The organism is Streptococcus sp. 517s, assembly GCF_054445985.1.
In genome coordinates this window covers 1109561-1122996 of record NZ_CM136847.1, presented here as the reverse complement: position 1 = coordinate 1122996, position 13436 = coordinate 1109561, and the positions used below count along the sequence as shown (strand labels likewise).

The following is a 13436-nucleotide window of genomic DNA, read 5'->3' as shown; positions in this document are numbered from 1 at the left end:
CTATGCAAGCAGTTGAACATTTTATTAAGCAATTTGTTCCTGAACATTATGATTTATTTTTAGACTTGAGTCGTGAGACCAAGACGTTTTCTGGGAAGGTGACCATTACTGGTCAAGCACAGAGTGACCGTATTTCCCTTCACCAAAAAGACTTGGAAATTGCTTCTGTAGAAGTTGCAGGTCAGGCTCGTCCATTTACAGTTGATCATGAAAATGAAGCCCTTCATATCGAATTGACTGAAGCTGGTCAAGTTGAATTAGTTCTTGCTTTTTCAGGAAAAATCACAGATAACATGACAGGGATTTACCCTTCTTACTACACTGTTGATGGAGTCAAGAAGGAGGTCTTGTCTACTCAGTTCGAGAGTCATTTCGCGCGCGAAGCCTTCCCATGTGTGGATGAGCCTGAAGCCAAAGCAACTTTTGACCTTTCTCTACGTTTTGACCAAGCAGAAGGTGAAGTTGCCTTGTCAAACATGCCTGAGATTGATTTGGAAAACCGTAAGGAAACAGGCATCTGGAAGTTTGAAACAACACCTCGCATGTCTTCTTACTTGTTGGCCTTTGTTGCAGGTGATTTGCAAGGAGTAACAGCTAAAACTAAAAATGGTACCCTTGTAGGTGTCTACTCAACGAAAGCCCACCCACTATCTAACCTTGATTTCTCACTGGACATCGCTGTTCGCTCAATTGAGTTCTACGAAGATTACTACGGAGTTAAGTATCCAATCCCTCAATCACTTCACATCGCCCTTCCTGACTTCTCAGCTGGCGCTATGGAAAACTGGGGTCTTGTCACTTACCGTGAAGTTTACTTGGTTGTGGATGAGAACTCAACCTTTGCTAGCCGTCAACAAGTAGCTCTTGTTATCGCCCACGAGCTTGCCCACCAATGGTTTGGAAACCTCGTGACTATGAAATGGTGGGATGACCTCTGGCTCAATGAAAGCTTCGCCAACATGATGGAATACGTCTGTGTGGATGCTATCGAGCCAAGTTGGAATATCTTTGAAGACTTCCAAACAGGTGGTGTTCCAGCTGCGCTTAAACGCGATGCGACGGATGGCGTTCAGTCTGTCCATGTCGAAGTCAAACACCCAGATGAAATCAATACGCTCTTTGATGGAGCTATCGTTTATGCCAAAGGAAGCCGTCTCATGCACATGCTTCGCCGTTGGCTAGGTGATGCAGATTTCGCTAAAGGTTTGCATGCCTACTTTGAAAAACACCAGTACAGCAACACCATTGGTCGTGACCTTTGGAATGCTCTCGGACAAGCATCAGGGCGTGATGTTGCAGCCTTCATGGACTCTTGGTTGGAACAACCGGGTTATCCAGTTCTCACTGTCAAAGTTGAAAATGATGTCTTGAAGATTTCGCAAAAACAATTCTTTATCGGTGAGCACGAAGACAAGAACCGCCTCTGGGTTGTGCCACTCAACAGTAACTGGAAAGGGTTGCCAGATACACTCGAAACTGAAAGTATTGAAATTCCTGGCTACGCAGCTCTTCTTGCTGAAAATAAAGGAGCCCTTCGTCTCAATACTGAAAATACAGCCCACTATATTACAGACTATCAAGGAGACTTGCTAGATGCTGTTCTTGCTGAGCTAGAGACACTTGATAATACAAGCAAATTGCAAATCGTTCAAGAACGTCGTTTACTTGCTGAAGCAGGGCACATTTCTTATGCAGACTTGCTCCCAGTCCTTGATAAACTTGCTAAGGAAGAATCTTACCTTGTCGTTTCAGCTGTTTCTCAAGTGATTTCTGCCCTTGAGCGCTTTATTGATGAAGGAACCGAAACTGAAGCAGCCTTCAAAGCACTAGTTGCTAAATTGGCTCGTCACAATTATGACCGTCTTGGTTTTGAAGCCAAAGACGGGGAATCAGATGAAGATGAATTGGTTCGTCAGTTGACAATTTCCATGATGATTCGCTCCAATGATGCAGAAGCTAGTCAAGTTGCTAGCCAAATCTTTGCAGCTCATAAGGAAAACCTTGCAGGACTTCCAGCAGCCATCCGTGCTCAAGTTCTCATCAATGAGATGAAACACCATGAGACCAAGGACTTGGTTGCAGCTTATCTGGACCTCTACACTCATGCGACAGATGCGGTCTTTAAACGCCAGTTGGCTGCGGCTCTTGCCTACAGTACAGATGCTGACAATATCCAAACCTTGATTAGTTCATGGAAGGATAAATTTGTGGTGAAACCACAAGACCTTTCTTCATGGTACCTCCAATTCCTCGGACACCAAGCGACTCAAGAAACTGTTTGGGGATGGGCGCGTGAAAACTGGGATTGGATCAAGGCAGCCCTCGGTGGCGACATGAGTTTTGATAGCTTCGTCATCTTCCCATCACACATCTTTAAAACTGAGCAACGCTTGGCAGAGTATAAAGAATTCTTTGAGCCACAACTTTCTGACCTTGCGCTTAGCCGTAACATTCGTATGGGTATCAAGGATATCGCAGCGCGTGTTGACTTGATTAAGCGTGAGAAAGCAGCAGTAGAAACTGTTGTAGCTCAATATGCCAAAGCTTAATTCGTTCAAAATGTAAACAAAAACTCAACTTTCTATCTTAAAAGAAGAGAGAGTTGAGTTTTTTTTAAGGCAATTTTGGTATAATAATCATAACAAGGAGGAGTTTCTGATGATAAAAATCCTATTAGTGGAAGATGACCTAGGCCTGTCAAACTCAGTATTTGACTTTTTAGATGATTTTGCAGATGTTATGCAGGTCTTTGATGGAGAAGAAGGTCTCTACGAAGCTGAAAGTGGCGTCTATGACTTGATTTTACTTGATCTGATGTTACCGGAAAAAAATGGCTTCCAAGTCTTGAAAGAGTTGCGCGAAAAAGGGATCTCCACACCAGTCCTAATCATGACTGCTAAGGAAAGTTTGGATGACAAGGGACATGGTTTTGAGTTGGGGGCAGATGACTACCTCACCAAACCTTTCTATCTAGAAGAACTCAAAATGCGGATCCAAGCCCTTCTCAAACGTTCAGGCAAGTTTAATGAAAACACCTTGACCTATGGGGATATTGTCGTCAACCTTTCAACGAATGAAGTGAAAGTGGAAGATACTCCTGTAGAACTGCTTGGGAAAGAGTTTGAGTTATTGGTTTACTTCCTTCAAAATCAAAATGTTATTCTTCCCAAGACGCAAATTTTTGACCGCCTATGGGGATTTGATAGTGATACGACTATTTCCGTTGTAGAAGTCTATGTCTCAAAAGTTCGTAAGAAATTGAAGGGAACAGCCTTTGCTGAAAATCTTCAAACCTTGCGTAGTGTCGGGTATATTTTAAAAGATGTTCAATAAACTAAAAAAAACATGGTATGCAGATGATTTCAGCTATTTCATTCGAAACTTTGGAGTGTTTACACTAATCTTCTCTGCTATGACCTTGATTATCCTCCAGGTCATGCACTCGAGTCTCTACACTTCTGTAGATGAAAAACTCCAAGCCCTTAGTGGTAGTCCTCAAGCTGTCATCCAGTTAGCCCTTAATCGGGCAACTGAGGAAGTCAAGGATATCGAACCCGCAACTGCGGATGCCAGCAAGGCTGAAATCAAGCCTAATGTCAGCTCCAATACGGAAGTCTTGCTCTTTGACAAGGATTTTAACCAACTCTTACTGGGCAATCGCTTTTTAGGTTTGGACAAGATCAAGCTGGACAAGAAAGAGTTGAACCACATTCGTCAAATCCAAGTTGTCAATAGCTACGGTCAAGAAGAAACCTACCGGATGATCTTGATGGAAACAAATTCGTCCACTGTTTCAAGCAATGTCAAATATGCGGCAGTTTTAATCAATACCAGCCAGCTTGAGCAAATCAGCCAAAACCACGAGCATTTAATTGTTGTAGTTATGGCTAGTTTCTGGCTCCTATCTTTAATTGCCAGTGTTTATCTTGCACGTGTCAGTGTCAAACCTCTGCTGGAAAGTATGCAAAAGCAGAAGTCCTTTGTTGAAAATGCGAGCCACGAACTGAGAACGCCTTTGGCCGTTTTACAAAATCGTTTAGAGACTCTCTTTCGAAAACCAGAAGCAACGATTATGGAATCCAGCGAAAGTATCGCTTCTAGTCTTGAAGAAGTTCGCAACATGCGTTTCCTCACGACCAATCTTCTCAACCTTGCACGTCGAGATGATGGAATCAAACCAGAAATAGCAGAAGTATCACCACAGTTCTTTAAGACTACCTTTGCTAACTATGAGTTGATTGCTTCTGAAAATGATCGTGTTTTTGACTATGAAAATCGGATTTATCGTCCTTTCATGACCGATCAGTTGCTTCTAAAACAGCTCATGACCATTTTATTTGATAATGCCATTAAGTATACCGAAGAAGATGGGAAAATTGAGTTTGTGGTCCATGCTACGGATCGCCACCTCTATCTATCCGTAACGGATAACGGAATTGGGATCTCAGCTGCCGATAAGAAGAAAATCTTTGACCGCTTTTATCGTGTAGACAAGGCGAGAACCCGTCAGAAAGGCGGTTTTGGTCTAGGACTATCTTTAGCCAAGCAAATCGTTGATGCCTTACGAGGAACGATTACCGTTAAAGATAACAAGCCTAGAGGAACAATTTTTGAAGTTAAGATTGCTATTCAATCTCCTCCCAAACGTAAGAATAAATAAAAAGACAGTTTTAAAACTGTCTTTTTTGATAACTAGAAAAGAAGTTGGTACCACTACCAACCTTTATTTTGATTTTGAAATTTTTCGTTTAATAATCTTTCGTTGGAGTTGGAGGAGTGTCAAGCTTGCCCCCATAGCAGCAACAAATGATAAAGCTGTGTTCAATTTTAAGGCTAAAAAGATAAAACTAAAAAACACCATAAAAATACAAAAACAAGCAATATTTACAAAAAATAAAATCTCTTTTAAATTGGAGCTAACAGGAGCTTCCAGTGTATAGTCTTGATAAAGCGGAGTTTGATTCGATTCGGGAGTTTGTTCAAACTCATAAGCTTCTAATTTTCTTGCGGGCATGATTCTCTCCTTAACAGTACTTGACTATTTTATCATTTTTTATGCAGAGAATTGTTACAAAATGGTTACAAAACTACTAAAGTCTCTTATCATCTTCTAAGTCACTCTTCTTGACACCCACTAGGGAAAATGATAGCATGGACGTTACACTTGAAACAGATGACCCAACCTTTTCTAATATAAAAGATAGGGAAGGGATAACTTATATAAATTGATAGCAAGCTGAGGCTATTTCTTAAGATGATTTGTTGAGTTGCTACCTGGATACTTTTGAAGAGTATTGGTAGGAGTTGTTTTGAATGGATGGAAGGACAGAGATTCTGTCTATTGGACTGGGTGGCTTTCTTGCTACCTTTGGGGAAAGTAAAAGGAGATAAGCATGTATCTTGCTATCAAAGAAATATTACGAAACAAACTTCGATATAGTTTGATTCTAACTACCATTTTTCTTATCGCTTTTATGGTCTTTTTTATGACTAGTTTAGCTCTTGGTCTTGTGCGAAACAACCGAGCCGCTATTGATAATTGGCAGGCGACGGGTGTCGTTTTATCCGACTACGCTAATGATAATTTGACGGCATCTTTTATTCCTGAAAAGGACTACAAGGACAAGAGTTCTGAAGAGGCCGCTCCATTGGGCTATATGTTTGCTGTAACCAATCTAGTCGATGGTAGTGAAAAGGTCAATGTTTCCATTTTTGCTCAAGAGTGGGACTCTTTTATCTCTCCTAGTTTGACGGAGGGTCGTTATCCTGAAGGAGATGATGAGGTTGTCGTGGATCAGTCTTTTGAGAACTATGGGATGAAGCTAGGTGATGCCATTCAGCTCAATGGAAGCGAGTCAAGTTACAAGATTGTAGGCCTGACTCAAGGAAATAAATTTTTCACCGAGCCTGTTGTCTTTACGAGTCTGACAACTTATTGGACCTTACAAGGAACCTTGAAAGCCAATCGTGCCATCTCTGCCTTGGTATTGAAAAATGATATAGAGGTGGTCGGGGATGGACTGAAACAGATTTCCATTCCAAAAATGATATCGAAAATTCCTGGTTACACACCTCAGGTTAATGTATTTTCAGGAATGATTCTTGCTATGATTGTTATCACAGGCTTGATTGTGGGTATTTTTGTTTATATCATTACCATCCAAAAACTAGCTCTTTATGGCATAATGCGAGCTCAAGGAATACAGATCAAAACCATTGTATGGTCTCTATTCTGTCAAATCTTCCTCCTAGCTGGTATGGGGATTGCTTTAGCCTTGCTGGCAATCGGAGGTGTAATTTTAGTCTTACCAGCTACCTTCTTTTTCTATCCAAGTTGGATAGCCTACTCTGTCCTAAGCTTGGTAATTTCCTTGATGGCCCTTCTAGGTGGTGTCATTTCACTTCCACGCTTGCTAAAGGTGGACCCGATTACTGCGATTGCAGAATGATAAGGAGAATAGTATGACAGCATTGATTGAAATGAATCAAGTGACAAAAACATACGGGGAAGGAAAGATGAGAGTCGTAGCCCTGCATGAGACGAATTTTCGGCTAAATGCGGGAGAGTTCGTGGCTATCGTTGGGCCTTCAGGATCTGGAAAGACGACCTTTCTAACAACTCTAGGACAACTTCAGGAAGCTTCGAGTGGAAAGATTCTAGTCAAGGGGAAGGAAACAGGCAGTTTGACGGAGAAGGAGAAAACAGATCTCCGTTTTAGAGAGTTTGGTTTCATTCTCCAGGCTTCAAACTTAATTCCTTTTCTAACGGTCAAGGAACAACTGGATTTGATTGACAGACTAGATAAGGGAAAAAATAGTAAAAGTGATCGAAAAGAGCTGTTTGACTTGTTGGATTTAGAAAAGGTACAAGATCAGTATCCCAAAGCTCTATCTGGTGGTGAACGTCAACGTGCCGCGATTGCTAGAGCGCTCTATAACAATCCGAGCATCGTTCTTGCAGATGAGCCGACAGCCAGTCTAGACACCCAGCGTGCCTACCAAGTAACGGAGATGCTGGCTGCCATTGCTCATGAACAAGGTAGAGGAGTTGTTATGATTACGCATGATACTCGCCTTCTTGATAAGGTTGACCGTATTTATGTCATGAACGATGGCCACCTAGTTGAAGAAACACATGCATAAAATAGAGTGAATGGTACAAGTTACTGTTCACTTTTTTGATTGCAACCTTTAAAAAATGATTTTGACTTTTTATAAAACTACTAGTATTCATAGCTGATTTTTGAGAAATGTGGTATAATTTTTCTTATGGAAAAGATTATTATTACAGCAACTGCTGAAAGTATTGAACAAGTTGAACAGTTACTCGAAGCTGGCGTAGACCGTATCTATGTCGGTGAGAAAGATTTTGGCCTTCGTCTGCCAACAACCTTTAGTTATGAAGAGTTGCGCACCATCGCTAAGCTCGTTCATGATGCGGGTAAGGAATTAATCGTTGCAGTCAACGCCCTCATGCACCAAGATATGATGGACCGTATCAAGCCCTTCCTAGACTTCTTGGAAGAAATCAAGACAGACTATATTACAGTAGGAGATGCAGGCGTCTTTTATGTGGTCAACCGTGATGGTTATTCCTTCAAGACTATCTACGATGCTTCAACTATGGTGACAAGCAGTCGTCAGATTAACTTCTGGGGCCAAAAGGCTGGCGCATCTGAGGCGGTTTTGGCGCGTGAAATTCCATCTGCTGAACTCTTCAAAATGCCAGAGATTTTGGAAATTCCTGCTGAAGTCTTGGTTTACGGAGCTAGCGTCATCCATCATTCTAAGCGTCCGCTCTTACAAAACTACTATAACTTCACGCATATCGATGACGAAAAGACGCGTAAACGTGACCTCTTCTTGGCAGAACCAAGTGATCCAGAGAGTCATTACTCAATTTTTGAGGACAATCATGGTACCCACATTTTTGCAAATAACGACCTTGATTTGATGACTAAATTGACAGAATTGGTAGAGCATGGTTTTACTCACTGGAAGCTAGAGGGGCTCTACACACCCGGTCAGAACTTTGTAGAAATTGCCAAACTCTTTGTCCAAGCACGCAGCTTGATTCAAGAGGGGAATTTCAGCCATGACCAAGCCTTCTTATTAGATGAGGAAGTGCGCAAGTTACACCCTAAAAACCGTTTCCTCGATACGGGATTCTATGATTACGATCCTGATATGGTTAAATAGGACACTAAAACCCGAAATAAAAATGTTCGGGTTTTTCCAGTGTATCCATGAAATAAAAACGGATACATGTTATAATAAAAATAGCTCTTTAATGGAGGTGTTTGAGTGGAAAATCTGAAGAAAATGGCAGGTATCAAGGCTGCTGAGTTTGTCAAGGATGGTATGGTTGTTGGACTCGGAACTGGATCAACTGCCTACTATTTCGTAGAGGAAGTAGGTCGTCGGATCAAGGAAGAAGGTTTGCAGATTACTGCTGTGACAACTTCCAGTGTGACTAGTAAACAGGCTGAAGGACTAAACATCCCGCTCAAGTCGATTGATCAAGTAGACTTTGTCGATGTGACGGTTGATGGGGCGGATGAAGTAGATAGCCAGTTCAACGGGATCAAAGGTGGTGGTGGTGCCCTTCTGATGGAGAAGGTTGTCGCAACGCCCTCAAAAGAATATATTTGGGTGGTGGATGAAAGCAAACTGGTTGATAAACTAGGTGCTTTTAAATTGCCTGTGGAAGTGGTTCAGTATGGCGCAGAACAGGTTTTTCGTCGGTTTGAGCGAGCTGGCTACAAACCAAGTTTCCGTGAAAAAGACGGTCAACGTTTTGTGACCGATATGCAGAACTTTATCATTGACCTTGCCTTGGATGTCATCGAGGATCCCATTACCTTTGGGCAAGAATTGGACCATGTCGTTGGTGTCGTAGAGCATGGCTTGTTCAACCAAATGGTGGATAAGGTCATCATAGCGGGACGAGATGGTGTTCAGATTTTAACTTCAACAAAAGCAAGATAACTAAAATAATAAGGAGACAGACTATGTCAAAATTTAATCGTATTCACTTGGTGGTACTGGATTCCGTGGGAATCGGTGCTGCACCAGATGCCAATAACTTTGTCAATGCAGGGGTTCCAGACGGTGCTTCTGACACGCTGGGACATATTTCTAAAACAGTTGGTTTGAATGTGCCAAACATGACTAAAATCGGTCTAGGAAATATTCCTCGCGAAACGCCACTGAAGACTGTGCCATCTGAAAGCAACCCAACAGGTTATGTAACGAAATTGGAAGAAGTTTCCCTTGGTAAGGATACCATGACTGGACACTGGGAAATCATGGGACTCAACATTACCGAGCCTTTTGATACTTTCTGGAACGGATTCCCAGAAGAAATCTTGACAAAAATCGAAGAATTTTCAGGGCGCAAGGTCATTCGTGAAGCCAATAAACCATACTCAGGAACAGCTGTTATCGATGATTTTGGACCACGTCAAATGGAAACTGGGGAGTTGATTATCTACACTTCAGCTGACCCTGTTTTGCAAATTGCTGCCCACGAAGATATCATTCCTTTGGATGAATTGTACCGTATCTGTGAATACGCTCGTTCGATTACCCTTGAGCGCCCTGCTCTTCTTGGCCGTATCATTGCCCGTCCTTATGTGGGTGAGCCAGGTAACTTCACTCGTACGGCAAATCGTCGTGACTTGGCAGTATCTCCATTTGCCCCAACTGTTTTGGATAAATTGAATGAGGCTGGCATCGATACTTATGCTGTCGGTAAAATCAACGACATCTTTAACGGTGCGGGTATCAACCATGACATGGGCCACAACAAGTCAAACAGCCACGGAATTGATACACTATTGAAGACCATGGGACTTGCTGAGTTTGAAAAAGGATTCTCCTTCACAAACTTGGTGGACTTTGATGCCCTTTATGGCCACCGCCGCAATGCTCATGGCTATCGTGATTGCTTGCATGAGTTTGATGAACGTTTGCCTGAAATTATCGCAGCCATGAGAGAGAATGATCTTCTTTTGATTACTGCGGACCATGGAAATGACCCGACTTATGCAGGAACAGACCACACTCGTGAATACATTCCACTTTTGGCATACAGTCCTAGCTTTAAGGGGAATGGTGTCATTCCAGTTGGACATTTTGCAGATATCTCAGCGACTGTTGCGGATAACTTTGGTGTTGAAACTGCCATGATTGGTGAAAGTTTCTTAGATAAATTGGTATAAGATGACGCTATATGCTTTACTTGTGAGAGGTATCAATGTTGGTGGAAAAAATAAGGTTGTCATGGCGCAACTTCGTCAAGAATTGACAGAGTTGGGAGTGGAAAAAGTTGATACCTACATCAATAGTGGCAATATTTTCTTTACTTCGACAGATGCCAAAGCCCAATTGGTTGAAAAGTTAGAGGATTTCTTTGCAGTCCATTATCCATTTATTCAGAGCTTTTCTTTGCTGAGTCATGAAGACTATGAAGCAGAGCTGAAGAATCTGCCAGATTGGTGGACCAAAGACCTAGCTCGAAAAGATGTCCTCTTTTACACTGAGGGCTTGGATGTGGCGCAAGTCATTGAGACAGTTGAAAATTTGGAACTGAAAGATGAAGTGGTTCATTTTGGAAGACTTGGGATTTTCTGGGGGAAATTCTCTGAAGAAACCTACTCTAAGACTGCCTATCACAAGTACTTGCTCAAGATGCCTTTCTATCGCAGCATCACCATTCGCAATGCCAAAACCTTTGACAAAATCGGTCAAATGCTAAAAAATAATAAAGGAGATGTATAATGACATTTTTAGATAAGATCAAGGAAACAGCTGCTTTCCTGAAAGACAAGGGAATCCAAGCACCTGAGTTTGGTCTAATTCTTGGATCAGGTCTTGGAGAATTGGCAGAAGAAATCGAGAATCCAGTTGTAGTAGACTATGCAGATATTCCAAACTGGGGCCGTTCAACAGTAGTCGGTCACGCTGGTAAATTGGTATATGGAGAACTTTCAGGTCGCAAGGTCTTGGCTCTTCAAGGTCGCTTTCATTTCTACGAAGGCAATCCTCTGGAAGTCGTGACTTTCCCAGTACGTGTGATGAAAGTTCTCGGATGTGAAGGTGTCATTGTAACCAATGCAGCTGGTGGTATTGGCTATGGACCTGGTACCTTGATGGCTATCTCAGACCATATCAACATGACGGGTCAAAATCCATTGATGGGTGAAAACTTGGATGACTTTGGTCCACGTTTCCCTGATATGTCTAAAGCCTACACACCAGAATACCGTGCTACTGCCCATGAAGTGGCTAAGAAACTCGGTATCAAGCTTGATGAAGGTGTCTATATCGGTGTAACTGGTCCGACTTATGAAACACCTGCAGAAATTCGTGCCTATAAGACATTGGGAGCAGATGCAGTTGGTATGTCCACTGTTCCTGAAGTTATTGTGGCCGCTCACTCAGGCTTGAAAGTTCTCGGTATTTCATGTATTACTAACCATGCTGCAGGATTCCAAGAAGAACTTAACCACGAAGAGGTTGTAGAAGTGACAGAGCGTGTCAAAGGTGACTTCAAAGGCTTGCTTAAAGCTATTCTTGGTGAATTGTAGTGGCATGAGAGTTCACTTTATTTTACATGAGACCTTTGAGGTTCCAGGTGCTTATCTAAATTGGGCTCTGGAACGAGGTCATCACATTACATCAACAAAGGTTTATGAAAAAGAACCTCTTCCTGAAACAATTGACGGAATTGATTTTCTGATTGTCATGGGTGGTCCTCAATCACCTGATGAGGATAGAGAAAACTTCCCATACTATGATCCAAAGGCTGAGCTTGCTTTTATGAAAGAAGCGATTGCTGCAGATATTTATATTGTTGGTGTCTGTCTTGGTGCGCAACTCCTATCTGTTGCCTATGGTGCGAAGTATGAACATAGTCCAGAGCGCGAGATCGGCGTTTATCCTGTGACATTGACGATGCAAGGTCTAACAGATCCTCATGTCAGCTTGTTCGGAAAAACCTTAGAAACCGGCCACTGGCACGGTGATATGCCAGGGCTGACAGAGGATGCTGTCGTCCTGGCGACCAGTCAAGGTTGTCCACGCCAAATTATTCGCTTCAGTCCAAAACATTATGCCTTTCAGGCTCATTTGGAATTTGATCCCGAAGCAGTAGAACTTTTAATTACTGCGGATGGTGAGGAGCAATTAAGAGAGCAAAGTGAAAAGTTCACTTTCGTTCAAACACCAGAAGAATTACGTGAAAATCATTACTCCGAAATGAATGCAAAACTGTATGCATTTTTAGATTCATTGGTAAACTAGGAACTACAGAAAGGCAGAGTATCTGAGTTATAGTCAAACTCTGGCTAACTGTTCTGCGAAATATTTAAATTTAAAATCAAGAAAGAAAGGATGGGTAAACCGTATTTGCTAAACTGAATACGGGCGGAGAACTGTGTAAAAAAGATAAACTGTCTAGCATCTGGGATGCCTCGTCAGTTTCCTATTTTTACTTTGTTCTCTGTCGCTATCCTAAATATACAAAAAAGAAAGGTAGAGTGAGGTGTTCTGAATTGAACCCGAGCTATTCTCCTATTTATCATCAAAATTAAGAAAGAAAGGAATTGAACCCACCCTAAAAGCAGTGGGAAAAAGATAGTTGGTCTAGCGAGCATCGCTCACTGCGCCCAACTCCTATTTTCCCTTCGCTTTTTGACGGGTTTGGTATCTTATATTATGTCTATCCATATTGCTGCTAAGCAGGGTGAAATTGCTGATAAAATTCTTCTTCCGGGGGATCCTCTTCGTGCTAAGTTTATTGCGGAGAATTTCCTTGAAGATGCTGTTTGTTTTAACGAAGTGCGTAACATGTTTGGCTACACTGGTACTTACAAGGGCCACCGTGTATCTGTCATGGGAACTGGGATGGGAATGCCATCGATTTCTATCTACGCGCGTGAGTTGATTGTGGACTACGGTGTGAAAAAATTAATCCGTGTGGGAACTGCGGGTTCTTTGAATGAAGATGTCCACGTCCGTGAATTGGTCTTGGCGCAAGCAGCTGCAACCAACTCAAACATCATTCGCAACGACTGGCCACAGTATGATTTCCCACAAATCGCTAGTTTTGACTTGCTAGACAAGGCCTACCATATCGCCAAAGATCTCGGTATGATCACCCACGTTGGGAACGTTTTGTCATCTGATGTCTTTTACTCAAACTACTTTGAAAAGAACATCGAACTTGGTAAATGGGGAGTTAAAGCTGTGGAAATGGAAGCAGCAGCTCTTTACTACTTGGCTGCCCAACACCACGTTGATGCACTTGCTATCATGACCATTTCTGATAGCTTGGTCAATCCAGATGAGGACACCACTGCAGAAGAACGTCAAAACACCTTCACCGATATGATGAAGGTTGGTTTGGAAACTTTGATTGCAGAGTAAAAAAT

At 42.2% G+C, this 13436-nt stretch carries 13 protein-coding genes; 12 read left to right on the top strand and 1 reads right to left on the bottom strand.

Annotated elements, in window-relative coordinates:
- Positions 1–2: 2 nt before the first annotated feature.
- The 3 genes from ACVX3R_RS05700 (at position 3) to ACVX3R_RS05690 (ending at position 4660) form a co-directional block, all read left to right on the top strand.
- Positions 3–2549 carry a M1 family metallopeptidase gene (locus tag ACVX3R_RS05700; RefSeq protein WP_458794517.1) on the top strand — a complete coding sequence of 849 codons (2547 nt, stop codon included), beginning with the start codon at positions 3–5 and terminating at the stop codon, positions 2547–2549.
- A gap of 109 nt (positions 2550–2658) precedes the next feature.
- Entirely contained in the window at positions 2659–3333 is a 675-nt protein-coding gene (gene ciaR, locus ACVX3R_RS05695) for a two-component system response regulator CiaR (RefSeq protein WP_061416663.1), read from the top strand.
- Positions 3323–4660: a sensor histidine kinase gene (locus tag ACVX3R_RS05690; RefSeq protein ID WP_458794516.1), complete on the top strand. Its 1338-nt coding sequence runs from the start codon at positions 3323–3325 to the stop codon at positions 4658–4660. The genes ciaR and ACVX3R_RS05690 overlap by 11 nt, the downstream gene beginning before the upstream one ends.
- Before the next feature lie 63 nt (positions 4661–4723).
- Here ACVX3R_RS05690 and ACVX3R_RS05685 read toward each other — a convergent pair whose 3' ends face one another.
- Positions 4724–5014: a DUF3270 domain-containing protein gene (locus tag ACVX3R_RS05685; protein ID WP_458794515.1), complete on the bottom strand. Its 291-nt coding sequence runs from the start codon at positions 5012–5014 to the stop codon at positions 4724–4726.
- A 379-nt stretch (positions 5015–5393) separates the two neighbouring features.
- Here ACVX3R_RS05685 and ACVX3R_RS05680 point away from each other — a divergent pair, with 379 nt between their 5' ends.
- From ACVX3R_RS05680 to deoD, 9 genes are all read left to right on the top strand, one after another.
- Complete coding sequence (locus ACVX3R_RS05680) at positions 5394–6449, top strand: ABC transporter permease (protein WP_458794514.1); 1056 nt, start codon at positions 5394–5396, stop codon at positions 6447–6449.
- Between the two features lie 13 nt (positions 6450–6462).
- The gene (locus tag ACVX3R_RS05675) at positions 6463–7143 is read left to right on the top strand and encodes an ABC transporter ATP-binding protein (RefSeq protein WP_458794513.1); all 681 of its coding nucleotides are present in this window, start codon (positions 6463–6465) and stop codon (positions 7141–7143) included.
- A 126-nt stretch (positions 7144–7269) separates the two neighbouring features.
- Positions 7270–8199 (top strand): peptidase U32 family protein, encoded by a 930-nt coding sequence (locus ACVX3R_RS05670; RefSeq protein WP_217970691.1) that lies wholly within the window; start codon positions 7270–7272, stop codon positions 8197–8199.
- A 105-nt stretch (positions 8200–8304) separates the two neighbouring features.
- Complete coding sequence (gene rpiA / locus ACVX3R_RS05665; protein ID WP_458794512.1) at positions 8305–8988, top strand: ribose-5-phosphate isomerase RpiA; 684 nt, start codon at positions 8305–8307, stop codon at positions 8986–8988.
- Positions 8989–9011: 23 nt separating this feature from the next.
- Entirely contained in the window at positions 9012–10223 is a 1212-nt protein-coding gene (locus tag ACVX3R_RS05660) for a phosphopentomutase (RefSeq protein ID WP_458794511.1), read from the top strand.
- A gap of 1 nt (position 10224) precedes the next feature.
- Positions 10225–10782, top strand: a complete 558-nt coding sequence (locus ACVX3R_RS05655; protein WP_458794510.1) for a DUF1697 domain-containing protein — start codon at positions 10225–10227, stop codon at positions 10780–10782.
- On the top strand, positions 10782–11591 hold the full coding sequence (locus ACVX3R_RS05650; RefSeq protein ID WP_458794509.1) for a purine-nucleoside phosphorylase: 810 nt from the start codon (positions 10782–10784) through the stop codon (positions 11589–11591). Before ACVX3R_RS05655 ends, ACVX3R_RS05650 begins: the two co-directional genes overlap by 1 nt.
- 4 nt (positions 11592–11595) lie before the next feature.
- Positions 11596–12306, top strand: a complete 711-nt coding sequence (locus ACVX3R_RS05645) for a type 1 glutamine amidotransferase (RefSeq protein ID WP_458794508.1) — start codon at positions 11596–11598, stop codon at positions 12304–12306.
- 414 nt (positions 12307–12720) lie between these two features.
- Positions 12721–13431 carry a purine-nucleoside phosphorylase gene (deoD, locus tag ACVX3R_RS05640; protein WP_458794507.1) on the top strand — a complete coding sequence of 237 codons (711 nt, stop codon included), beginning with the start codon at positions 12721–12723 and terminating at the stop codon, positions 13429–13431.
- The last annotated feature ends 5 nt before the right edge of the window (positions 13432–13436 follow it).